At 64.7% G+C, this 23369-nt stretch carries 21 protein-coding genes and 1 tRNA gene; 6 read left to right on the top strand and 16 right to left on the bottom strand.

Annotation, left to right across the window (positions count from 1 at the left end):
* Positions 1 to 823: M48 family metallopeptidase (locus F6X40_RS35405; protein WP_262421669.1), on the top strand; the 823-nt coding region annotated here is incomplete at its 5' end.
* Positions 824 to 868: 45 nt separating this feature from the next.
* On the opposite strand, the gene F6X40_RS35400 is transcribed toward F6X40_RS35405, so the two are convergent.
* The 5 genes from F6X40_RS35400 to gatC all read right to left on the bottom strand — a co-directional run bounded on the left by F6X40_RS35400 (position 869) and on the right by gatC (position 6116).
* A complete protein-coding gene (locus F6X40_RS35400) occupies positions 869 to 1654 on the bottom strand; it encodes an exodeoxyribonuclease III (protein WP_184025852.1) in 786 nt (261 codons plus the stop codon).
* A gap of 52 nt (positions 1655 to 1706) precedes the next feature.
* A complete protein-coding gene (locus F6X40_RS35395; protein WP_187631071.1) occupies positions 1707 to 2546 on the bottom strand; it encodes a PPK2 family polyphosphate kinase in 840 nt (279 codons plus the stop codon).
* Positions 2547 to 2689: 143 nt separating this feature from the next.
* Entirely contained in the window at positions 2690 to 4165 is a 1476-nt protein-coding gene (gene gatB, locus F6X40_RS35390) for an Asp-tRNA(Asn)/Glu-tRNA(Gln) amidotransferase subunit GatB (protein ID WP_090802222.1), read from the bottom strand.
* 5 nt (positions 4166 to 4170) lie between these two features.
* Positions 4171 to 5658, bottom strand: coding sequence for an Asp-tRNA(Asn)/Glu-tRNA(Gln) amidotransferase subunit GatA (gene gatA / locus F6X40_RS35385; RefSeq protein WP_187631070.1), 1488 nt, complete (start codon positions 5656 to 5658; stop codon positions 4171 to 4173).
* A 158-nt stretch (positions 5659 to 5816) separates the two neighbouring features.
* On the bottom strand, positions 5817 to 6116 hold the full coding sequence (gatC, locus tag F6X40_RS35380; RefSeq protein ID WP_018419087.1) for an Asp-tRNA(Asn)/Glu-tRNA(Gln) amidotransferase subunit GatC: 300 nt from the start codon (positions 6114 to 6116) through the stop codon (positions 5817 to 5819).
* A gap of 372 nt (positions 6117 to 6488) precedes the next feature.
* Between gatC and F6X40_RS35375 the strand changes: the two genes are divergently transcribed.
* The 5 genes from F6X40_RS35375 to rodA all read left to right on the top strand — a co-directional run bounded on the left by F6X40_RS35375 (position 6489) and on the right by rodA (position 12920).
* The gene (locus F6X40_RS35375; RefSeq protein WP_004189550.1) at positions 6489 to 7532 is read left to right on the top strand and encodes a rod shape-determining protein; all 1044 of its coding nucleotides are present in this window, start codon (positions 6489 to 6491) and stop codon (positions 7530 to 7532) included.
* Between the two features lie 155 nt (positions 7533 to 7687).
* Complete coding sequence (gene mreC, locus F6X40_RS35370) at positions 7688 to 8797, top strand: rod shape-determining protein MreC (protein WP_187631069.1); 1110 nt, start codon at positions 7688 to 7690, stop codon at positions 8795 to 8797.
* Positions 8794 to 9306, top strand: coding sequence for a rod shape-determining protein MreD (gene mreD / locus F6X40_RS35365; RefSeq protein ID WP_090802227.1), 513 nt, complete (start codon positions 8794 to 8796; stop codon positions 9304 to 9306). Before mreC ends, mreD begins: the two co-directional genes overlap by 4 nt.
* A 79-nt stretch (positions 9307 to 9385) precedes the next feature.
* Positions 9386 to 11761, top strand: a complete 2376-nt coding sequence (gene mrdA / locus F6X40_RS35360; RefSeq protein WP_187631068.1) for a penicillin-binding protein 2 — start codon at positions 9386 to 9388, stop codon at positions 11759 to 11761.
* Between the two features lie 10 nt (positions 11762 to 11771).
* Complete coding sequence (gene rodA / locus F6X40_RS35355) at positions 11772 to 12920, top strand: rod shape-determining protein RodA (protein WP_184025834.1); 1149 nt, start codon at positions 11772 to 11774, stop codon at positions 12918 to 12920.
* Between the two features lie 83 nt (positions 12921 to 13003).
* Here rodA and F6X40_RS35350 read toward each other — a convergent pair whose 3' ends face one another.
* The 11 genes from F6X40_RS35350 to htpX form a co-directional block, all read right to left on the bottom strand.
* Positions 13004 to 13705, bottom strand: coding sequence for a tetratricopeptide repeat protein (locus F6X40_RS35350; RefSeq protein ID WP_409340037.1), 702 nt, complete (start codon positions 13703 to 13705; stop codon positions 13004 to 13006).
* Positions 13706 to 13734: 29 nt separating this feature from the next.
* Complete coding sequence (locus tag F6X40_RS35345; RefSeq protein ID WP_187631067.1) at positions 13735 to 14517, bottom strand: HpcH/HpaI aldolase family protein; 783 nt, start codon at positions 14515 to 14517, stop codon at positions 13735 to 13737.
* Between the two features lie 191 nt (positions 14518 to 14708).
* A complete protein-coding gene (queD, locus tag F6X40_RS35340) occupies positions 14709 to 15164 on the bottom strand; it encodes a 6-carboxytetrahydropterin synthase QueD (protein ID WP_184061034.1) in 456 nt (151 codons plus the stop codon).
* A 9-nt stretch (positions 15165 to 15173) separates the two neighbouring features.
* Positions 15174 to 15806 carry a 7-carboxy-7-deazaguanine synthase gene (gene queE, locus F6X40_RS35335; protein ID WP_184060905.1) on the bottom strand — a complete coding sequence of 211 codons (633 nt, stop codon included), beginning with the start codon at positions 15804 to 15806 and terminating at the stop codon, positions 15174 to 15176.
* Positions 15807 to 15870: 64 nt separating this feature from the next.
* Positions 15871 to 16602, bottom strand: coding sequence for a 7-cyano-7-deazaguanine synthase QueC (gene queC, locus F6X40_RS35330; RefSeq protein ID WP_184069007.1), 732 nt, complete (start codon positions 16600 to 16602; stop codon positions 15871 to 15873).
* Between the two features lie 382 nt (positions 16603 to 16984).
* Positions 16985 to 17060: transfer RNA gene (locus F6X40_RS35325), tRNA-Phe, on the bottom strand.
* Between the two features lie 93 nt (positions 17061 to 17153).
* A complete protein-coding gene (gene esaR / locus F6X40_RS35320; RefSeq protein ID WP_184069010.1) occupies positions 17154 to 17843 on the bottom strand; it encodes a response regulator transcription factor EsaR in 690 nt (229 codons plus the stop codon).
* Positions 17844 to 20270: a sensor histidine kinase gene (locus F6X40_RS35315; protein WP_187631066.1), complete on the bottom strand. Its 2427-nt coding sequence runs from the start codon at positions 20268 to 20270 to the stop codon at positions 17844 to 17846.
* On the bottom strand, positions 20260 to 20859 hold the full coding sequence (locus F6X40_RS35310; RefSeq protein WP_187631065.1) for a DUF4390 domain-containing protein: 600 nt from the start codon (positions 20857 to 20859) through the stop codon (positions 20260 to 20262). The genes F6X40_RS35315 and F6X40_RS35310 overlap by 11 nt, the downstream gene beginning before the upstream one ends.
* Complete coding sequence (gene rsmB / locus F6X40_RS35305; RefSeq protein WP_187631064.1) at positions 20856 to 22295, bottom strand: 16S rRNA (cytosine(967)-C(5))-methyltransferase RsmB; 1440 nt, start codon at positions 22293 to 22295, stop codon at positions 20856 to 20858. The genes F6X40_RS35310 and rsmB overlap by 4 nt, the downstream gene beginning before the upstream one ends.
* A gap of 198 nt (positions 22296 to 22493) precedes the next feature.
* Positions 22494 to 23351, bottom strand: a complete 858-nt coding sequence (htpX, locus tag F6X40_RS35300) for a zinc metalloprotease HtpX (protein ID WP_018418965.1) — start codon at positions 23349 to 23351, stop codon at positions 22494 to 22496.
* Between the last annotated feature and the right edge of the window lie 18 nt (positions 23352 to 23369).

Raw genomic sequence — 23369 nt, 5'->3', positions numbered from 1 at the left:
GCCCTACTACGTGAGCCCGCAACTGCGCTACGGCGGTTACATGGTGTTCCGCAACCTGATCCCGTCGTCGATACTCGAGGCGCAGGCCGCCGAGGAGTTCAGCCAGATCGTCTACGGCGCCAGCCACGCGAACCGCCTGTACGGCGAGACGGACGCGCGCGTGAAGCGCGTGCGCTCGATCATCAACCGGATGATTCCGTACTCGTTGAAATGGAACGAGCGAGCCAGGCTCTGGAAGTGGGAAGTCGCGGTGGTGCGCTCGAACGACATCCGCATGTACTGCCTGCCGGGCGGCAAGATCGTCGTCTATAGCGGGATTCTCGATCGCGTCCGCCTGAACGACAACGAGGTCGGCATGCTGATCGGCCATGAGATCGCGCACGCGTTGCGCGAGCACGCGCGCATGCGGCTCGGTCAGTTGCAGGCGAGCCAGCTCGATTCGTCCGGCACGATTCCGCAACTGTTCGGCCTCGCCGATCTGGGCATGGCGCCGCTCGGCATCGGTTCGCGTCTGCTGGAAATGAAGTACGAAAGCACCGACGAAACCGAAGCCGACGTGATTGGCAGCGATATCGCGTCGCGCGCCGGCTTCGATCCGCGCGCGGCGGTCACGCTGTGGGATAAGCTCGCGCAGGCGACGCGCGGCAGTCGCGGCCAGGGCTTCATCTACGTGCACCCGTACACGCCGGCGCGCCGCGACGACATCATCAAGCGGCTGCCGGACATGCTGCCGCTGTACGCGAAGGCAATCGGCAAGAGCGTCGACGAGTTGCCCGATTATGCAGGCATCGGTCGGCCGACCCGCAAGCCTGCGCGCGACTGATATCGGTGCTGTCGGAGAGCGGCGCGCTCAAGCGCCGCGCCTTGCTTACTTCTTGATCTTGACCTTATGGTCGTAGTCGACGGTCAGCGGCGCATGGTCGCTGAACTTGATGTCGCGGAACACGTCGGTGCGCTTCGCCTTGCTTGCGATGCCCGGCGTCGCGATCTGGTAATCGATCCGCCACCCGACGTTCTTCGCATACGCCTGACCGCGATTGCTCCACCACGTGTACTGCTCGGGCCGCTGGTCGAGCGTGCGGAACACGTCCACATAACCGACTTCGTCGAACAGTTTGTCGAGCCATGCGCGCTCTTCGGGCAGGCAGCCCGAATTCTTCTGGTTGCTCTTCCAGTTCTTGATGTCGATTTCCTTGTGCACGATGTTCACGTCGCCGCACACGATCACCTCGCGCTCCTTCGCCAGTTCGGCGAGATGCGGCATGAACTCGTCCATGAAACGGAACTTGGCCTGCTGGCGCTCGTCGCCGCTCGACCCCGACGGCACATACACCGAGACCACCGACAGCTTGCCGAAACGCAGCTCGACATAGCGCCCTTCCGGGTCGAACTCCTCGCTGCCGAAGCCGATGACCACTTCGTCCGGCTCATGACGCGTATAGACGCCCGCGCCGCTATAACCCTTTTTTACCGCATGCTGGAAATAGCCGGTGAAATCATGCGGCGCCATGAACTCCGGCGTCATATCATCCTGCGAGCATTTGATTTCCTGCACGCAAAGCACGTCGGCGCCCTGTTCGCCGAACCAGTCGAAAAAGCCCTTCTTCGCCGCCGAGCGGATGCCGTTGAGGTTGGCGGTAATCACACGCAACATGTCTTTCCTCTTTTGTTCGATTCGTTTCTGAAGCCAAGGGGCAAGGCCGCGTTCACTCGACCTTGACGCCCTTCAGCGATTCCTTGGCCGGCGGATATTCGAGCTTCAGCGCGTCGAGCGTGCGCAGCAGCAGTTCGGCGACCATCACGTTGCGATGCGTCTTCGACTCGGCCGGAATCACGTACCACGGCGCGTATTCGGTCGACGTCGCGGCCAGTGTGTCGCCATACGCGGACTGATAAGCGTCCCACTGCTTGCGCGCTTCGAGATCCGACACGTCGAATTTCCAGTGCTTCAGCGGATCGTCGATGCGCTCCTGCAAACGCACACGCTGCTCGTCCCTTGAAATGTGCAGCATGCACTTGAGAATCGTCGCGCCGCTGTCGGCGAGCATCTCCTCGAACTGACGGATATGGCGGCACCGCTGCTGGAACCCCGCGGCGTCGAGCGCGCCCAGCACGGTCGGCACGAGCAGGTCTTCGTAGTGACTGCGGTTGAAGATCGTCAGCTCGCCGGCCGCGGGTGCCTGCGAATGCACGCGCCACAGGAAGTCGTGCGCGAGTTCGACAGGCGTCGGCGCCTTGAACGGCACGATGCGCAAGCCGAGCGGATCGACTTCGTGAAATACCGCGCGGATCGTGCCGTCCTTGCCGCTCGTGTCCATGCCTTGCAGCACTAGCAGAACGCGGCGCGTGCGCTGCGCGTGCAACCGCTCCTGCAGGTTGTCGAGCAGCAGGCCTACTTCCGACAGACGCGCGCGGTCAGCGTCTTTCGAGCCGCTCGAAAACGGCTTCGCCTTCGGATCGAAATGATCGAGCGAGAAGTGGTTTTTTTTCTTGCCGTCGTCGAAATACGGCACGCGGAAATCGTCGAGATCGGGTTGCTTTGTCATGCATACACTCCAAGGTCTACGCTTACCTACGCTTAACCGGCTGAAGCGGGTCCGCAAAATAAAACGGGCCGTTGCCCTGCTTCGATCCGGCAACGGCCCGTGGTGACACGGGCGCGATCACGCCCGGCCCGCGGCACTTCAACTCAGGACAACTTCTTCTTGAGCAATTCATTGACCTGAGCAGGGTTGGCCTTACCCTTGGTTGCTTTCATCGCCTGGCCGATCAGCGCGTTGAACGCCTTTTCCTTGCCGGCGCGATATTCGTCGACCGACTTCTGGTTCGCGGCGAGCACTTCGTCGATGATCGCTTCGAGCGCGCCGGTGTCCGAAATCTGCTTCAAGCCTTTCGCCTCGATGATGCGATCGGCGGCGGCTTCGTCGGTGGCCTTCTCTTCCCAGATCGCGAGGAAGATTTCCTTCGCGATCTTGTTCGAGATCGTACCGTCGGCAATACGTTGCAGAACCAGCGCCAGCTGCGCGGCCGAGACCGGGCACGCGGCAATGTCGAGGCCTTCGCGATTGAGCTGCGACGACACTTCACCCATCACCCAGTTCGCCGCGACCTTCGCGTTGGCCGCACCGAACTTGGCGACCACCGCTTCGTAGTAAGCGGCCGTCGCCTTGCTCGAGGTCAGCACGTTCGCGTCGTACGGCGTGAGTCCGTACTGCGACACGAAGCGCCGCTGGATCGCTTCCGGCAGTTCCGGCATCTCGCTCTTCACGCGCTCGACCCACGCGGCGTCGATCACGAGCGGCATCAGGTCGGGGTCGGGGAAATAGCGGTAGTCATGCGCGTCTTCCTTGCTGCGCATCGAACGCGTCTCGCGCTTGTCCGGATCGTACAGACGCGTTTCCTGCACCACCGTGCCGCCGTCTTCGATCAGTTCGATCTGGCGACGCACTTCGTACTGGATCGCTTCTTCGAGGAAGCGGAACGAGTTCAGGTTCTTGGTCTCGGTGCGCGTGCCGAATTCCTTCTGGCCGACCGGACGCACCGACACGTTCGCGTCGCAGCGGAACGAGCCTTCCTGCATGTTGCCGTCGCAGATGCCGAGCCACACGACGAGCGTGTGCAGCGACTTCGCGTAGGCAACGGCCTCGGCTGCGCTGCGCATTTCCGGCTCGGTGACGATTTCGAGCAGCGGCGTGCCGGCGCGATTCAGGTCGATGCCGGTCATGCCCGCGAAGTCTTCGTGCAGCGACTTGCCCGCGTCTTCCTCGAGGTGGGCGCGCGTCAGGTTGACGGTTTTCTCGTACGCTTCCTTGCCCGCCTTTTCATTGGCCGGTACCTGGATCGTCACCTGACCGCCCTGCACGACGGGGATTTCGTACTGGCTGATCTGGTAGCCCTTCGGCAGGTCGGGGTAGAAATAATTCTTGCGCGCGAAGATGCTGCGCGGCGCCACCGTTGCGCCGATCGCGAGACCGAACTGAATGGCGCGTTCGACCGCGCCGCGGTTCATCACCGGCAGCGTGCCGGGCAAGGCCAGATCGACGGGGCTCGCCTGCGTGTTCGGCGCGGCGCCGAATTGCGTCGCGGTGCCCGAGAAGATTTTCGAATGCGTCGACAACTGCGTGTGGGTCTCCAGACCGATCACGACTTCCCATTGTTTGGTCATGGTGCTCACGCTCCTGCCGGTGCCTGACGGTGCCAGTCGGTCGCGCGCTGGAACGCGTCGGCCACCTGCAGCATCCGGGCTTCGTTGAAATAGTTGCCGATGATCTGCAGACCGACCGGACGCTGCGCATTCGCGCCCGCGCCGAAACCGCACGGCACGCTCATGCCCGGCAGGCCGGCGAGGCTCACCGACAGCGTATAGATGTCGGCCAGATACATCTGCACCGGATCGTCGCCCTTCGCGCCGATGTCCCACGCCACCGACGGCGCGACCGGTCCCATGATCACGTCGCACTGCTTGAACGCTTGCTGGAAGTCCTGCGCGATGATGCGGCGGATCTTCTGCGCCTGCAGGTAGTAGGCGTCGTAGTAGCCGTGCGACAGCACGTAGGTGCCGACCAGAATGCGGCGCTTCACTTCCGGGCCGAAGCCTTCGGCGCGCGACTTCTTGTACATGTCGAGCAGATCGCGGTACCCGGCCGCGCGATGGCCAAACCGCACGCCATCGAAACGCGACAGGTTCGACGATGCTTCGGCCGGCGCGATCACGTAGTAGACCGGGATCGACAGTTCGGTCTTCGGCAGCGACACCTCGACGAGCGTCGCGCCGAGCGCTTCGTACTGCTTCAAGGCGGCGTCGATCGACGCGCGCACGTCGTCGGCGAGACCGGGGCCGAAATACTCCTTCGGCAGGCCGATGCGCAGACCGGCGAGCGGCTTGTCCGTGCCGCCGTCCTGCCACGACTTGCCGAGATAGCGCGTGTAGTCCTCGTGCTCGTGCGAGAGGCTCGTCGAGTCGCGCTCGTCGAAGCCGGCCATCGCGTTGAGCAGCGCCGCGCAGTCCGCGGCGCTTTGCGCCATCGGGCCGCCCTGGTCGAGCGACGACGCGAACGCGATCATGCCGTAGCGCGACACCCGGCCGTACGTCGGCTTGATGCCGGTGATGCCCGAGAACGACGCCGGCTGGCGAATCGAGCCGCCGGTGTCGGTGCCGGTCGCGGCGGGCGCGAGACGCGCGGCCACGGCGGCAGCCGAGCCGCCCGACGAACCGCCCGGCACGGCCTTGCGGTCCCACGGATTCTGCACGGCGCCGAAATACGAATTCTCGTTGGACGAACCCATCGCGAACTCGTCCATGTTGGTCTTGCCCACGCACACCATGCCGGCGTTCTGCAGACGCGCGACCACGGTCGCGTCGAACGGGCTTTCGTAGTTCGCGAGCATCTTCGAGCCGGCCGTGGAGCGCCAGCCCTTCGTGACGAACACATCCTTGTGCGCGATCGGCAGGCCGACCAGCGGGCCCGCATGGCCGGTGTGCAGCAGCGCGTCGGCGGCTTTCGCCTGCGCGAGCGTCAGTTCCGGATCGACCTGAATGAACGCGTTCAGGCTATTGGCCGCGTCGATCCGCTTCAGGTACAGCTGCGCCAGTTCGACTGCGGAGCATTCCTTGGCCGCGAGCGCGGCGCGCAGTTCGCTCAAACTTTTTTCATGCATTGCGTTTTATCCTGGAAAGCGCGGCAGCGTGGTCACGCCGCCGTGGAGGCGTTCGGTTGCCCGTCGGCAGACCGGTCCGGCAAGGTTCGCGGCGAGGACGCGCGTCTGGACCACGGAGGCTCGCGCAGACGCCAGACGCGGGGTCTGCCGGGCGGGTCTTATTCGATCACCTTCGGCACGAGGTACAGGCCGTCCTGAACGGCCGGCGCGGGGCGCTGGAAAGCCTCGCGCTCGACCGTCTCCGTGACGGCGTCGTCACGCAGACGCAGCGCGACGTCTTCGATCTGCTCGATCGGGTGGGCAAGCGGCGCGATGCCGGTGGTATCGACCGCCTGCATCTGCTCGACGAGGCCGAAAAAATCATTGAGCTGGGCACGCGTGTGCTCGGCGTCGGCATCGGCCAGTTCGAGTCGCGCGAGATGCGCGATGCGTTTTACATCGGTCAGGGTCAGAGCCATGCAGTCACCGGAAAGGGTGGAATGTCACAACAGTTAAAAAGTCGCGTTGTAACAGCGGGTTACGACAAGATAGGACAATCCAGAAAAAGGAGCGGCAATGACAAAATGTGCGCTCCGTTTCCTTCAAAACATCCAAAATTATAAGGTATCATTACGCGTTCGACCCAAACCCGGACCGACTTACCAAGGCCTTACGGACAATTCCAAGAACGTCCGGCGCTTTCCGCCCTGGCTTTGCAACGGCCTCCGGTAGACTCCCCCGCGGCTTCAAGTTCATGTGGCGTCGCTACCGCCCGGTTGAAGCTGTTATTTTTCCGCTGCCGCCCTACGCATACGGTGCGAGGCCCGGCCCCCAGCGAGACAGGATTTTGAATGTTCGGTTTTTTGCGCAGCTACTTCTCCAACGATCTGGCGATTGACCTCGGCACCGCCAACACCCTTATCTACATGCGCGGCAAGGGCATCGTTCTCGACGAACCGTCGGTCGTGTCGATCCGCCAGGAAGGCGGCCCCAACGGCAAGAAGACCATTCAGGCAGTCGGCAAGGAAGCCAAGCAGATGCTCGGCAAGGTGCCGGGCAACATCGAGGCGATCCGCCCGATGAAAGACGGCGTGATCGCCGACTTCACCGTCACCGAGCAGATGATCAAGCAGTTCATCAAGACTGCTCACGAATCGCGCATGTTCTCGCCGTCGCCTCGCATCATCATCTGCGTGCCGTGCGGTTCGACCCAGGTCGAGCGTCGCGCGATCAAGGAAGCCGCGCACGGCGCGGGCGCCTCGCAGGTGTATCTGATCGAAGAGCCGATGGCTGCCGCGATCGGCGCGGGCCTGCCGGTGTCGGAAGCAACGGGTTCGATGGTCGTCGACATCGGCGGCGGCACGACAGAAGTCGGCGTGATCTCGCTCGGCGGCATCGTGTACAAGGGCTCGGTGCGCGTCGGCGGCGACAAGTTCGACGAAGCGATCGTCAACTACATCCGCCGCAACTACGGCATGCTGATCGGCGAACAGACCGCCGAAGCCATCAAGAAGGAAATCGGCTCGGCGTTCCCGGGCTCCGAAGTCAAGGAAATGGAAGTGAAGGGCCGCAATCTGTCGGAAGGCATTCCGCGCAGCTTCACGATCTCCAGCAACGAAATCCTCGAAGCGCTGACCGATCCGCTGAACCAGATCGTGTCGTCGGTGAAGATCGCACTGGAACAGACGCCGCCGGAACTCGGCGCGGACATCGCCGAGCGCGGCATGATGCTGACCGGCGGTGGCGCGCTGCTGCGCGACCTCGATCGCCTGCTCGCCGAAGAAACCGGCCTGCCGGTGCTCGTCGCCGAAGACCCGCTGACCTGCGTCGTGCGCGGCTCGGGCATGGCGCTCGAACGCATGGACAAGCTCGGCAGCATCTTCTCGTACGAGTAAGCGAGCCCTTCCTCCCATGTCAGTAGCGCGGATCTGGCACACGGCCCCTTGTGGGCCGCTTTGTCGTTGGCTGGGCCGACCAGCCTCCGCGCGCTGACCGCGCGCGCCTTGCGCGTCGCCGTCTCACCCAACCGCTCACGCCCCCGGCGCCGACCATGGAATACAGTCCGCCGCCCCTGTTCAAGCAAGGCCCCTCCGCTCTGGCCCGACTGGTGTTCTTCGTCGTGCTGGCGCTCGCCCTGCTGATCTCCGATGCTCGCTTCCAGACGCTCGAAATCGTCCGCGGCGTGCTCGGCGCGGGTCTTTATCCTTTGCAGCGCGCAGCGCTCGTGCCGCGCGACATCTTCATGGGCGCCGCCGACCTCGCCGTGACGAGCGCCACGCTACGCGACGAGAACGCGAAGCTGCGCGCGAAGGATCTGCGGCTGTCGCAGCAGGCCAATCTGGCCGCGTCGCTCGCCGCCGAAAATGGCCATCTGCGCGCGCTGATGCAACTGTCGCAGAGCCTCACCACGCAATCGCTGCCCGCCGAAATCCAGTACGACACGCGCGATCCGTTCACGCAGAAGGTCGTGATCGGACGCGGCGCGCAGCAAGGCATCCAGAACGGCTCGCCGGTCGTCGACGAAGATGGCGTGATCGGCCAGGTCACACGGGTGTTCCCGCTGCAGGCCGAAGTCACGCTGCTGACGGACAAGGACCAGGCGGTGCCGGTCGAAATTCTGCGCACCGGCTTGCGCAGCGTGATCTACGGTACGCCGAAGGGTGACACGCTCGATCTGCGCTTCGTGCCGATCAGCGCCGACGTCCAGACCGGCGACGAGCTCGTCACGAGCGGCCTCGACGGCGTGTATCCGCCGGGGCTGCCGGTCGCGAAGGTCGTGCGCGTCGACAAGCAGGCCGACACCGCGTTTGCGCGCGTAGTCAGTCTGCCGGTCGCCGCGGTGCGCGGTGCGCGTCAGGTGCTCGTGCTGCACGTCCAGAACAACGCGCCGCCGCGCCCGGCGGACGAACCCGACGCGGCAACCGTCGCGAAGGAAGCGAAAGCGAAGAAGGGCGCCAAAGCAGCGGACGGCAAGGGCGCGGCGGACAAATCCGCCGCCAGGCCAGCCGACAGGAACGCCGCCGACAAAGCGCCGACCGAAAAGCCCGCAGCCAAATCCGTGGAAAAGGCGCCGGGCAAAGCTGCGGCCGACAGGAAAGCCGAAAAGCCGGCCGCCGCGAAGAACGTGAAGCCGCAAGCCGAGCCGGGGGCTCAGCCATGAATCGCCCGCAATACATCCTGCAGCCCGTCAACCCGTACTTCATCGCGTTCAGCCTCGCTTCCGCGTTCCTGCTGAACCTGATGCCGTGGGGGCGTCTCGCCGGCGTGCCCGATTTCGTCGCACTCGTGCTGCTGTTCTGGAATGTCCATCAGCCGCGCAAGGTGGGCATGGGCATCGCGTTTCTGCTCGGTCTGCTGATGGACGTGCACAACGCGAGCCTGCTCGGCGAGCACGCGCTCGCCTACACGCTGCTGTCGTACGGCGCGATCACGATTCACCGCCGCGTGCTGTGGATGTCGCTCGGCGTGCAAATGTTCGCGGTGATGCCGCTGCTCGTCGTCGCGCAACTGGTGCCGTTCGTGATCCGGTTGTTGACCGGCGCGGCGTTTCCGGGCTGGAGTTATCTGATCGACGGTTTCGTTGAAGCGGCGCTGTGGCCGGTCGCCAGCATCTTGCTGCTGATGCCGCAGCGCCGCCCCGCCGACCCGGACGATACGCGCCCCATTTGATCCCGCATCGGGCCCACCGGCCACGGCCAGTTTGGGCGCACACTCTTGATGGCCGCATGCCGGCCTTTTGCAGAATCGCATGACCGAATTCAAGGACACTCAACAGCAGCTCACGAAATTCCGCCTGCGCGTCGCGGCGGCGGGCCTGTTCGTGTTTGTCTGCTTCGGGCTGATCGGCTTCCGCTTCCTGTTCCTGCAGGTCTGGCACTACAGCAAGTACTCGCTGCAAGCCGATGAAAACCGCATCTCCGTCGCGCCGATCGTGCCGAACCGCGGCATCATCACCGACCGGAACGGCGTCGTGCTCGCGAAGAACTACTCCGCCTATACGCTTGAAATCACCCCGTCGAAGCTGAACGACACGCTCGATAACGTGATCGACAACCTCGCCACCGTCGTGTCGATCGATGCGCGCGACCGTCGCCGCTTCAAGAAGCTGCAGGAAGACTCGAAGAACTTCGAAAGTCTGCCGATCCGCACGCGGCTGACCGACGACGAAGTCGCGCGCTTCACCGCGCAGCGCTTCCGCTTTCCTGGCGTCGAAGTGCGCGCGCGGCTGTTCCGCCAGTACCCGCTCGGGCCGACCGCCGCGCACGTGATCGGCTACATCGGACGGATTTCGCAACGCGACCAGGACCGCATCGACGACGCCAGCGATCAGAACGACAGCGACCCGGACCACTACGATCCGCGTCTTGACGCGAACAACTACAAGGGCACCGATTACATCGGCAAGATCGGCGTCGAGCAGAGCTACGAGACCGAGTTGCACGGCCAGACCGGTTTCGAGGAAGTCGAGGTGACGGCGGGCGGCCGTCCGGTGCGTACGCTGTCGCGCACCCAGGCGACGCCGGGCAACAACCTCGTGCTGTCGCTCGACATCGGCCTTCAGCAGGTCGCCGAGCAGGCGTTCGCCGGACACCGCGGCGCGCTCGTCGCGATCGAGCCGTCCACCGGCGACGTGCTCGCGTTCGTGTCGGCGCCGAGCTTCGATCCGAATTCCTTCGTCGACGGCATCGACCAGCAGACCTGGGACGAACTGAACAACTCGCCCGACCATCCGCTCCTGAACCGGCCGCTGCACGGCACCTATCCGCCGGGCTCGACCTACAAGCCGTTCATGGCGCTCGCCGCGCTGACGCTGCACAAGCGCACGCCGAGCTGGGGCTTCCAGGACCCCGGTTACTACACGTTCGGCGGCCACACGTTCCGCAACGACGTGCGCTCGGGCCAGGGCTGGATCGACATGAACCGTGCGATCGTCGTGTCGAACGACACGTACTTCTACATGCTCGCGCACGATCTCGGCGTCAACAACATCGCGAACTTCATGAAGCCGTGGGGCTTCGGGCAGATCACCGGCATCGACATCGCCGGCGAAGCGAAGGGCATCCTGCCGTCGACCGACTGGAAGCGCCACGCATACCGCCGCCCCGAGCAGCAGAAGTGGTACGAAGGCGAAACGGTCAGCCTCGGCATCGGCCAGGGCTACAACTCGTTCACGATGCTGCAGCTCGCCCATGCCACCGCAACGCTCGCGAACAACGGCGTCGTGATGAAGCCGCACCTCGTGCGCGACATCGAGAATCCGATCACGAAGGACACGCGGCCGGTGGTGCGCGATCCGAGCGACAAGATCGCGGTCAAGCAGCAGGACATCGACTTCATCAAGCGCGCGATGGAAGGCGTGGTCACGAACGGCACGGCGGCCAAAGTGTTCGCGGGCGCGCCATATCAGGCGGCCGGCAAGACCGGTACCGCGCAGGTGTACTCGCTGCAAGGCGCGAACTACAAAGGTCACGCGGTTGCGGAGAATTTGCGCGATCACGCGCTGTTCATCGCCTTCGCGCCGGCCGATCAACCGAAGATCGCACTCGCGCTGGTCGTCGAAAACGGCGGTTGGGGCGCGGAGGCGGCCGGTCCGATCGCGCGCAGGGTGCTCGACTATTACCTGGTCGGCAAGACCAAGCCCGGCGCGGAAGAAGCGGCGGTCGCGGTAGCGGCATCGACCACGCTCGAAGCATCCGCGCCGCAGGTCGGCGATACGCCGGCCTCGCATGAGGGCGCTCACTCGCTCAAAATTGCGGCGGGCTTTACGGCACTGCCGATGCCGGGGGCGGCGGCTGCCGCGGTGGCCTCGGGTGCGTCGGCGGCCGTTGCGGCTTCGGGCGCGAATGGCGCGTCTGCGCCGGTGGCGGCGTCGGCTGGCGCGGCGGCAACGGTGCCGGCCAGCGCGCCGGCAGCGGCTTCGGCCACCGCAGCGCGCGCGGCCTCGGCGGCGAAGCCGGCATCGGCTTCGTCCGCGGCAAAGAAATCCGCGTCGCGTACGTCCGGCGCCCCGCACCAACCCCGTCCGGCAAGCGAGCCGGCGCCGAGCGTCGCGGCACCATCGCGCGAGGACAGCTTTCAGGGCGCGTCGCCGCGCCAGCCGGCCGCCGGCGGCATCGACGAATAAGGAGAAAGGCATGCAATTCGACAAGCGCGCCTGGCTCGAGCGCATCAAGCGGATGTTCGTAGGCTTCGACCGTCCGCTCGCACTGATCGTGTTTCTGCTGCTGTGCGTCGGCATCGTCACGCTGTACAGCGCGACACTCGACATGCCGGGCCGCGTCGAAGACCAGTTGCGCAACATCCTGCTCACCTTCGTGCTGATGTGGGGGCTCGCCAATGTGCCGCCCAATACGCTGATGCGCTTCGCGGTCCCGCTCTACGCGTTCGGGATCGCGCTACTGGTCGCGGTCGCGATGTTCGGCCTTACGCGCAAGGGCGCGAAGCGCTGGATCAACGTCGGCGTGGTGATCCAGCCATCGGAAATCATGAAGATCGCCACACCGCTGATGCTCGCCTGGTACTACCAGCGCCGCGAAGGCGTGATGCGCTGGTACGACTACCTGGTCGGCTTCGTGATCCTGATCGTGCCGGTCGGCCTGATCGCGAAGCAGCCCGACCTCGGCACGGCCGTGCTCGTGTTCGCGGCCGGCCTGTTCGTGATTTACTTCGCGGGGCTGAGCTTCAAGCTGATCGTGCCGGTGCTGATCGCGGCCGTGATTGCGGTTGCGTCGATCGCGGCGTTCCAGGACAAGATCTGTCAGCCCGAAGTGCAGTGGCCGCTGATGCACGACTACCAGAAGCACCGCATCTGCACGCTGCTCGATCCGACCTCTGACCCGCTCGGCAAAGGCTTCCACACGATTCAAGCGGTGATCGCGATCGGCTCGGGCGGCCCGCTCGGCAAGGGTTGGCTGAAGGGTACGCAGGCGCATCTGGAGTTCATCCCCGAGAAGCACACCGACTTCATCTTCGCGGTGTTTTCGGAAGAGTTCGGTTTGGCAGGCGGAATCGTGCTGCTCACGCTGTACATGCTATTGATCGCGCGCGGGCTCTACATCGCGGCCAACGGCGCGACATTGTTCGGGCGATTATTGGCCGGCTCGTTGACGATGGCATTCTTCACATACGCGTTCGTCAATATCGGCATGGTGAGCGGGATTCTGCCGGTGGTCGGCGTGCCGTTGCCGTTCATGAGTTACGGTGGCACCGCGCTGACTACATTGGGCGTCGCGATCGGGCTGATCATGAGCGTCGCGCGACAGAAGCGGTTGATGCAGAGCTAACCCGTAGCTAGCGGCACGCAGCAAACGACAATGCAAAAAAGGGGCGCTCGTTGCGAGCGCCCTTTTGCTTTATTGCTGCTTCATTACTGCGGCTTCACTTCCTTCTGATCGCGCAGCTGCGCGCTCAACTGCTGATACTTCAGGCGCGCGGCCGGATCGCCCTGCGCCGCCGCGGCCGCGTAATACGCGCGCGCCACATTCAGATTCCGGTCGACACCATCGCCGCCACGCTCGTAGAACGAGCCGGTCACGTACTGCGCGGTCATGTCGCCGCCCTGCGCCGCTTTCTTGTACCAGACGAACGCCTGCTTGTTGTCACGCTCGGTACCGCGTCCGTCGAGGAACTGATTCGCGAGCGCGAGCTCCGCCTGCACATGGCCCTGCGCGGCCGCCTTCATGAACCAGCGATGCGCCTCCACCGGATCGCGCTCGACGAACTCGCCATCGTCGTACATCTTGCCGTACACGTATTGCGCGTGCGACATGTTCGCGTCGGCGGCCTTGCGCAGCCACTTTTTGCCTTCGTCGACGTTGACCGGCGTGCCTTCGCCGTTGAGCAGCATCATCGCGTAGTTGAACTGCGCAAGCCGGCTGCCGCGCTCGGCGGCCTGGCGGAATTCGCTCAGCGCCGCGCCAAGGTTGCCGGCGTTGTAGTCGGCCACCGCGGATTGCGTCTGCGGATCGTTCGCCTTGGCGACGCGATCCTGTGCATACGCGGCGTTCCACGCCCCAGTCGCGAGCAGCGCCGCCGCCATGGTCACTTGCGCGGTCACTCGCGTGATCATCCGCCCGGCGCCCCCCTGCACTGTGCCGTTCATGACCTCACCTCCTGTAATGCCTGGCGCGTCGCGCGCAACATCCAGATCACGTCGGCGGCTAGCGCGACGAAGCGAAAACCGGCGTCGCGATGCTGCCGCGCGCTCGCCACGTCCATCGCGAAGATGCCGGCGGCAATGCCGGCCTTGTCCGCCGCGCTGACGATACGCGCCATCGCCGCCTGCACGTCCGGGTGTTTCGCGTCGCCGAGATGACCAAGGCTCGCGGCGAGATCGGCCGGCCCGACGAACAGGCAATCGACGCCCGGCGTCGCCGCGATCTGCTCGACCTCCCGCAAACCGCGCGCCGATTCGATCTGCACAATCGTCGCGATCTGTGCGTTGGCCGTCTGCACGTAATCACGCCGCATGCCGTAACCGGCCGCGCGCACGACGCCCGCGACGCCGCGCAGGCCGTCGAGCGCCTCGGCGGTCGGATATTGGGTGAGCCGCACGGCGCGTGCCGCGTCTTCGGCGGATTCGATGTTCGGGAACATCAGCGTGCGCGCGCCGGCGTCGAGCACGCGCTTGACGAGCCACGGCTCGCTCGCGGGCACCCGCACCACCGGCTCGCTCGGCAGATGGGCGGCGGCAATCGCGCGCAATTGCGACTCGACGCCGCCGCTATCGTTGGGCGCGTGCTCCATGTCGATCAGCAGCCAGTCGAAGCCGGCGTGCGCGAGTGCTTCCGCGGCGGCCTCGCTGCCGAGCGACAACCACAGCCCGATCAGCGGCGCGTTGTCCTTCAGACGTTGTTTGAGGGAGTTGGTGAAGGTGCTCATCGGCTGGCCTCGCGCAGGTTTGCAATGCGAAGCGGGGCCAGATAGTGGATCAGGCAGGCACCGGGGCGCTGACGGCCTCGTTGCCTGCTGCGACGCGATGCGGTGACCGGCATGTCTCGCTCCGTGTGTTGGTCGGAACGATCATACCGTGACAATAACGCGAGAGTTCGTTCGCGTGGCGGGGCGTGGATTCAGGTGGGAAGCGAGTCGCGGACCACCTCGGCCCAGCAATTCGGCGTCTCGTACAGACGCACCTTGTGCAGGCGCAGGTTCACGCCGTAGTGCGCGTCGTAGACGTTCGCGAGAATGTCGAACGCAATCGCGGCGAGGTTTTCGACGGTCGGAATGCGATCGATCACGACCGTCTTGTGATCCGCCATGCTGTCGAGGAAGCCACGCACCTGCGTGTCGCCTTCGTAGACGAGAAACGCGTGGTCCCACTTGTCGACCAGGTGCTCGTTGGCGAGCGACTTCACGTCGGCGAAGTCCATCACCATGCCGCGATCGGGCGCGCCTTCGGTGTCGACCAGATCGCCTAGCAGCGTGATTTCGAGCACGTAGCGATGGCCGTGCAGATTACGGCACTGGCTGCGGTGATCGGGAATGCGGTGGCCCGCGTCGAATTCGAGTTTTCGGGTAATCGTCAGCACGGCAAATCAGGGAATGTTCAGATACTTGTGAGTCTGCATCGACAGGCGCCACTGCGGATGACGTTTGCACCAGTCGATCGCGAGCTTCGTGTTGATGTCGCGCGACGGGCCGTCCATCGGCTGGACGAGGAAATACTCGAAGTCGAGCTTGGCGTAGTCGTCGAGGCGCTGGTTGTCCTGCGGGATCACGACTTTCAGTTCGTTGCCCTTCGTCACGACGAGCGGCGCGTCGGCCTTCGGGCTCACGCAGATCCAATCGATCGTGTCGAGCACCGGCAGCGAGCCGTTGGTCTCGATCGCGATCTCGAAGCCGGCCGCGTGCAGCGCGTCGACGAGCGGCTGATCGAGCTGCAGCATCGGCTCGCCGCCAGTGCACACGACGAAGCGTTCGCCCTCGCCCTGCGGCCATTGCGACGCGATCATCGCGACCAGTTCGTCAGGTGTGCGGTACTTGCCGCCGTTCTCGCCGTCGGTGCCGACGAAGTCGGTGTCGCAGAAACGGCAGACGGCGTCCGCGCGATCCTCTTCGCGGCCGGACCACAGATTGCAGCCCGCGAAACGGCAGAACACGGCCGGCCGCCCGGCATTCGCGCCCTCGCCCTGCAACGTGTAGAAAATTTCCTTGACCGCGTACGTCATGCTGCTTTCTGTCCTGTGTTCCTGAATCAATGATGCTCAATGATGGGCGCTCTCGCGCGAGCCGTCAGACCGGCTCGGTGACTTTTTCTCCGGCGAGGTAGGCCTCATAGCCACGTTTGCGCAACCGGCATGCCGGGCATTCGCCGCAGCCGAAGCCCCATGAGTGCAACTCGGCCCGTTCGCCGACGTAGCAGGTATGCGTCTCGACGCGCACCAGTTCCACCAATGCGTCGCCGCCGAGCTCGCGCGCGAGGCGCCACGTGTCGGCCTTGTCGAGCCACATCAGCGGCGTCTCCAGCGCGAAGCGCGCGTCCATGCCGAGATTCAGCGCGACCTGCAGCGCCTTCATCGTGTCGTCGCGGCAATCGGGGTAGCCCGAGAAGTCCGTCTCGCACATCCCGCCGACCAGCACCTGCAAACCGCGCCGATACGCGATGGCCGCGGCGATCGTCATGAACATCAGATTGCGGCCCGGCACGAACGTGTTCGGCAACCCATTGGCCGTGGCTTCGATTTCGATCTCGCGCGTCATCGCGGTGTCGCTGATCGCGCCGAGCAGCGACAGGTCGATCGTGTGATCGTCGCCGAGACGATCGGCCCACGCCGGAAACGCACGCGCGACGGCCTGACGGAATCCTTCGCGGCATTCGAGTTCGACACGATGACGCTGACCATAATCGAAGCCGACCGTTTCGACCGTGTCGTAACGGTCGAGCGCCCACGCGAGACACGTGGCAGAATCCTGGCCGCCGGAAAACAGCACGAGCGCGCTACGCTTAGCGTCTTTGCGGATCACCGTGATACTCCGTGAATGAGAGTGCCACGTCGCGCTGCGCGAGGTGCGCCATGCAAGCAACGCGGCGCGACGTGTGCCGGCACTGTGCCGGCCCAAAGCAGTATAGGTCGCGCGTTGCGCGGGAACGTGACTGGGCGCTTATACCGCCGATCGTCGGGCGAAGGATTGGGTGCTTCGGTGCGACATGCTCGGCACTGCACGACCGCGTGCGAGGCCTGCATGCAAGTCCTTGAACTGGCGCGATTTTATCACGCGACACCGAATGTCGCCGACGCCAGCTGCCCCACGCGCGCGGCTTCAACTGCATGGCAAGCCGAAGTGACGACTTGTCCGCCAAACGGAAAAGCCCCAGGGAATCTTGCGATTTCCTGGGGCTGAATCCTGGTGGCCTGGGGCGGAATCGAACCACCGACACGCGGATTTTCAATCCGCTGCTCTACCAACTGAGCTACCGGGCCAACGAAGAACGAAACTATATCAAGCGATCCGCAGTTCAGCAAGCCCCTTCATAAATAATTTGCCGGGCCGCGTTCGCATGCAACACGTGGCGCTCACTCCCCTTTGTTCTTGCCGAGATCGACGCCGAGTTGCTTCAGCTTGCGATAAAGATGCGTGCGCTCGAGACCGGTCTTCTCCGCGACACGCGTCATGCTGCCGTTCTCGCGCGCGAGGTGATATTCGAAGTACGCGCGCTCGAACGCATCGCGCGCATCGCGCAGCGGAATGTCGAACGAGATCGACGCGGTTTGCGCGGCGAGCGCGCCGCCGCCGACGCCATCGGACGACAGTATCGGCAACGCGGCCGCCGACGCGACTGACGATGCGCTGACCGGCAACGCCGGCTTCGCAGCCACGCCGCCAGGCACGGCCGCCGCGTTACCACGCGCGAGTCCCTGCTCGACCGCCTTTAGTAGCTTCTGCAACGCGATCGGCTTTTCGAGGAAGTTGAGCGCGCCGATCTTGGTGGCCTCGACCGCGGTGTCGATCGTCGCGTGACCGGACATCATGATCACGGGCATCGTCAATTGACCTTGCGCGGCCCATTCCTTGAGCAGCGTCACGCCGTCGGTGTCCGGCATCCAGATGTCGAGCAGCACGAGGTCCGGCGCCTGACGCAGACGGAACTCGCGCGCCTCCTGCGCGTTTTCAGCGGCCTCCACGACGTGTCCCTCGTCGCTGAGGATCTCCGAGAGCAGTTCCCGGATGCCCATTTCATCATCTACCACCAGGATGGTTGCCATTTACGCTGCCCTTGTCTGCACTGTTGCTTTTGTCGTTCCCTGCGACGCGCCGCCGTGCGCCGGATGGGCACCCGAACCAGGTGCACCCGGCTGCGCGGAGTCGTCCGCCAGTTGAAGGAAGAGAATCGAAATCTGCGCGCCTTCGATCACGTCGCCGGCCTTCATGCGATTGCGAATGTCGATGCGCGCGCCATGTTCGTCGACGATCTTCTTGACCATCGCAAGTCCCAGACCCGTACCCTTGGCCTTGGTCGTCACGTACGGCTCGAACGCGCGTGTGAGGATACGCGCGGGGAAGCCTGGTCCGTTGTCCGACACTGTCAGACGGACCGCGACGCGCGCCTTGCCTTGCGCGTCGGGGTCTCCGTATTCTACTGTCCTCGTCTCGAGCAAAACACGCGGATGCGCGACTTCGGCGACCGCGTCCTGCGCGTTCTGCAGCAGGTTGTGGATCACCTGACGCAACTGCGTCGCGTCGCCGCGTATCGCGGGCAAGGCCGCCAGCTCGACCTGGATCGCGCCCTTGCCTTCTTCGATACCGTACAGCGTGAGCACCTCGCTGACCAGACCATTCAATTGCAGATGCGCGAGTACCGCGGGCGGTGTGCGCGCGTAGTCGCGGAAATCGTCGACCATCTGCTTCATCGCGGCGACCTGATTGACGATCGTCGTCGCGCCGCGCTTCAGCACGTCCGCATCCGACGGCGCGAGCTTGTCGGCGAGTTTCATCTGCAAACGCTCGGCCGACAGTTGAATCGGCGTGAGCGGATTCTTGATCTCGTGCGCGAGGCGCCGCGCGACTTCGCCCCATGCGATCGAACGCTGCGCGGAGATCACGTCGGAGATGTCGTCGAACACGATCACGTAGCCCGCGGTCTGCCTGTCTTCAGCGTCGCGCTCGTTCGCCGCGAGGAGGCGCGCGCCGCGCACGAGCAGCGTGAGCGGCTCGGTTTCGCCGGGCACCGGCACCGAGAACTGCTGCTGCCAATGGCCGTTGTCGTCATGGCCGTCTTCACTCGCCGCTTCGCGATCGGCGAATGCCTTGCGCACCATCGCGCCGAATTCGCCGAGCACGCCGATCTGATCGAGCGACGAGCCGAGCACCGTCTGGAACGGCTGACGGAAAATCCGCTCGGCGCCTCGATTCGCGGTGGTCAGCCGGAATTGCCGGTCGAACACGAACACACCCGCGGTCAGGTTCGCGAGGATGCTCTCGAGATACGCCTTCGAATGCTCGAGCGCGATACGATTTTTCTCGACCGCCCCGCGCGCCTCCGACAACTGCCGCGTCATCGCATTGAACGACTGCGTGAGGAAACCGAGTTCGTCGCGCGACTTGATCTCGCGCTTTGGCGTGTAGTCCCCCTCGGTGATTTCCTTCGTGCCCTGCGCGAGCAGGAATAGCGGCCGCGCGAGCTGATTGCCGAGCGCCAGCGCGAGCATCATCGCGATGAAAGTCGCGAGAAACAGCGACAGGGTCAGCGTGCCGATGTACATCTTGCGCAAGCCGGTGCGGCCGAGCGCCTTCTCCTGATACTCGCGATACGCGCGCTGCACCGAGTCGGCATTGCGCGCGAGTGTCGTCGAGACCGGCTGCGTCAGTTGCAGGAAGCGCTCGGCGGGCTGCAACAGCGACGCGTTCGCATCGGGAATACGCTGCACCACGCGCAGACGCAGCGCTCCCTTGCCGCCGTGCGCATTCGGATCGCCGTCCACTTCGCCTTCGATCGCCGCATAGCCGTGGCCACGCGCCTGCTCGATCATCAGCGGTGTCGGCAGATCGTTCGGCAGCAGCATCGCGTAGTTGCCGGACGCCTGCGCGACCACGTGCATGTCCGGCGTCGCGCCAGACATGCTGCGGGTCGGCTCGACGATCGTCGCGTCCTGCACACCGAACTGGTCGCGCAAACGCAGCAGCGTCAACGTGGTGCCAGCCGCATCCGCGCTCGCGAGCTGCTCGGACATCAGACGCGCCTTCGTCTGCAGATCGGACAGCGACGCGTCGAGCATGCCACGCCCGAGGTTGAGGCCGGACGCGAGCGCGGTTTCGACGTTCACGTCGAACCACGACTCGATGCTGCGTGACACGAACTGATACGACACGATGTAGATGATGCCGCCCGGCACCACACCGACCAGCGCCATGAAGAACGCGAGCTTCGCGAGCAGCCGTGTGCCGAATTTCCCCGTGCGTAATCGCACGATGATGATGACGACGAGCGTCACCACCACCAGCAGAAAGATCAACGCGACCGCGACGTTGGCCGCATACAGCCACTGGTAATAGCGGTCGAAGAATTCGGTGTTCGCGCTGGCGGCAGCCAGCAACACGAGCAGCAACACGGCCGTCACCGCGACCGTCGACACGAGCACGCGCACGACGATGCTGCTGACACTGGTGGAAGATGAGCGCACTTTATTTAGCACGATCGGCGGCCGTGAAAGTGAAGCGCTTCCAATCGGAGGCGAGGTTCCAGTCGCGGTTGTTCACCGCGTCGATCTGGAACGGCTTGGGCATCAGCCCGATGTCGAGTTGCATGCGCACGGACGCGTTATAGGTTTCGCCGACCCGCACCTGATTGCGGTCGATCACGTGCCACGACGTCACGTGCTTGATCACCGCGAGCGCATCGTTGAGCGTGGAAAAGCCCAGCTGCAAGCCGCCCGACTGCACGCTCGACACGCGATATTCGCGCGTGAGTGGCTGGAACGACAGCCGCAAACTTTGCGACACGCTGACCGGCTGCTCGTCGAACCAGTACCAGCGCGGTCGGCTCAGTTCGAAATCGGTCGTGAAATAAAGCGGAATGCCTTTGTTGACCGCGTCTTCGAGATTGCTGTTCAGCTCGAATTCGAAATGCGCGTCGAGACTCCAGCCGCCGTTGTCGGCCTGCAGCGACGCCCGCTGCACCGCTATCGAGTCAGCGTGCGCCGCGCCCGGCCCTGCAAGCCAGACGGCCAGCGCGATCCAGAGCACGGCAGCGAGCCGAAGCGGGAAGAAGCGTTTTATGGTCACCGTTTCTGAAAGCGCGCGTAGAAAAATCCGTCGTGGTCTGAGTTCGTGCCGGCGCTGAATTCAGCGGGTCGTCCAGCATGAGAACCGGCCGATGGGTCGGCGGGCGCGCGGGCAGCTGAGGGTAAAAGCTGCCCCGGCGCGTCCAATCGTACCGCATCCTGGTGCTGGTTTCCAAACCACTGTGCCTGCAACTCGCCCTCTTCGGGGAAGATCGAACAGGTAACGTAAAGCAACTCGCCGCCCGGTTTCACGAGCGGCCACAGCGCGTCGAGAATGCGGCCCTGTTCGGCGACGAGCGCGGCGATATCGGACTGACGACGCAGCCAGCGAATATCCGGATGACGCCGCACGATGCCCGACGCCGAGCACGGCACATCGGCGAGGATGCGGTCGAACGGCTGGTCGAGGTCGTCGTGCCATTGCGCGGGGTTGCCCGCGTCGCCGATGCGCACTTCCGCTTCGAGCTTCAGACGCCGCAGGTTTTCGCCGATGCGGCGCGCGCGAGACGCATCGCTTTCGAGCGCGACCACTTGAATGTTGGCGAGTTCGAGCAGATGCCCGGTCTTGCCGCCAGGGGCCGCGCATGCGTCGAGCACGCGCATGCCGTCACGCACGCCAAGTAATTGCGCGGCGAGTTGCGCACCTGCGTCCTGTACGGACACGACACCATCGCTGAAGCCCGGAATGCGCTCGACCGGCATTGGCGTCGCGAGCGTGACCGCGTACTCGCCAGCCTTGCTCGCGGCGATCTGCTGGCGTTGCAGCACTTGCAGATAGGCGTCGACCGTCGAATGGCGCGCGTTCACGCGCAACGTCAGCGGACCTTGCGTGTTGCCGGCGGCCAGCACCGATTGCCACGCCTCGGGCCATGCGCGCTTCACCGCGTCGATCCACCAGGCCGGATAGTTCCAGCGCGCGACTTCATCGGCTTGCACGGAGGCGAGCAACGTGTCGCGCTCGCGCAAGAAGTTGCGCAGCACCGCGTTGACGAGCCCCTTCGCGAACGCGAACTCGCGACGCGCGCCAATCACCCTGACCGCCTGGTCGACGATCGTGAACGGCGTGTAGGCGGCGCTCGCTTCGTCGTCGACGAGCAGCGCGAGCGCGCACGCGAGCACATGCGCGACGTGCGGCGGAGGCGCCTTCTTCACCAGCTTCGCGATCAGCCACTCGGCGGTCGCGAGACGGCGCAGCGTGCGATAGGCGATATCCTGCACCGCGCCGCGCGCCGCTGCGGCGTTGTCCTCGGGCACCGCCACGAAAACGCTTTGCAGCGCCGCGGGCAAGGCCGCGCCGAGACGCACGGCGCCGACGGCCTGGGCCGCGCAATCGAGTGCGAACCCGAGCGATTCGGGCGACAGTTGCAGCGTCGACAAACGGGATTCGCGCGAACGCGCCGACGAGGAAGCAGAACGCGAAGAAGGCTTTGGAGTCATGAAGGGAGCAAGGGCAAGCCGCACGGTGCGCGCGGCGCAATCAGCGCACATTGTAGCGTGGCGCCGGTGGGGCGCCGCCATGCGTGGGTGGTGGCCGCAGACGCTGTCGCGCAGTGGCGACGAACGGTGTGAAAAAAGCGGGCCTCGCGGGCCCGCTCTTCAGTACTTCAGGCTCGACGCGCCGAGCGACGCGGCGCCTCAGTCGAAGCGCCCGGTGCGCGCCATTTCCATCAAACGCGCGATGCGTTCCTCGGTCGCAGGGTGCGTCGAGAACAGACTCGCGATACCGCCGCCCGACAGCGGATTCATGATCATCATCTGCGCGGTGGCCGGATGCGCCTCGGCCGTCGGGAACGGAATGCCGCTCGCATAGCGATGGATCTTGTCGAGCGCCGACGCCAGTGCCTGCGGGTCGCCCGAAATCTGCGCGCCGCCCCGGTCGGCTTCGAATTCGCGCGCACGCGAAATCGCCATCTGGATCAACGCACCCGCAATCGGCGCGAGCAGCGCAACCGCGATGCTCGCGATCGGGTTCGCGGGACGGCCGTTTTCGTCGCGGCCGCCGAAAAACATCGCGAAGTTCGCCAACGCGGAAATCGCGCCGGCCATGGTCGCCGAAATCGTCGAGATCAGAATGTCGCGATGCTTCACGTGCGCGAGTTCGTGCGCCATTACGCCTCGCATTTCGCGCTCGGACAGTACGCGCAGAATGCCGGTGGTCGCTGCGACTGCCGCATGCTCCGGGTTGCGGCCGGTGGCGAACGCGTTCGGCGCGTCTTCGTTGATCAGGTAGACGCGCGGCATCGGCAGGTTCGCGCGCGTGGCGAGATCGCGCACCATCCGATAGAACTGCGGCGCGCTGTTTTCGTCGACTTCCTGCGCGTTGTACATGCGCAGGACCATCTTGTCGGAGAACCAGTACGAGAAGAAATTCATCCCAAGGGCGATCACGAGCGCGACCATCATGCCGCGCGACCCGCCGATCATCCCGCCGATCACGATGAAAAGGGCCGTAATCGCGGCCATCAACATCGCGGTTTTCACCCAGTTAAACATGTCTGCAACTCCTTGCCC

It is taken from the genome of Paraburkholderia sp. UCT31 (genome assembly GCF_014397655.1).
GTDB classification, from domain to species: domain Bacteria; phylum Pseudomonadota; class Gammaproteobacteria; order Burkholderiales; family Burkholderiaceae; genus Paraburkholderia; species Paraburkholderia tuberum.
The sequence above is the reverse complement of the archived record's forward strand: the minus strand, read 5'-3'. Positions and strand labels throughout refer to the sequence as shown.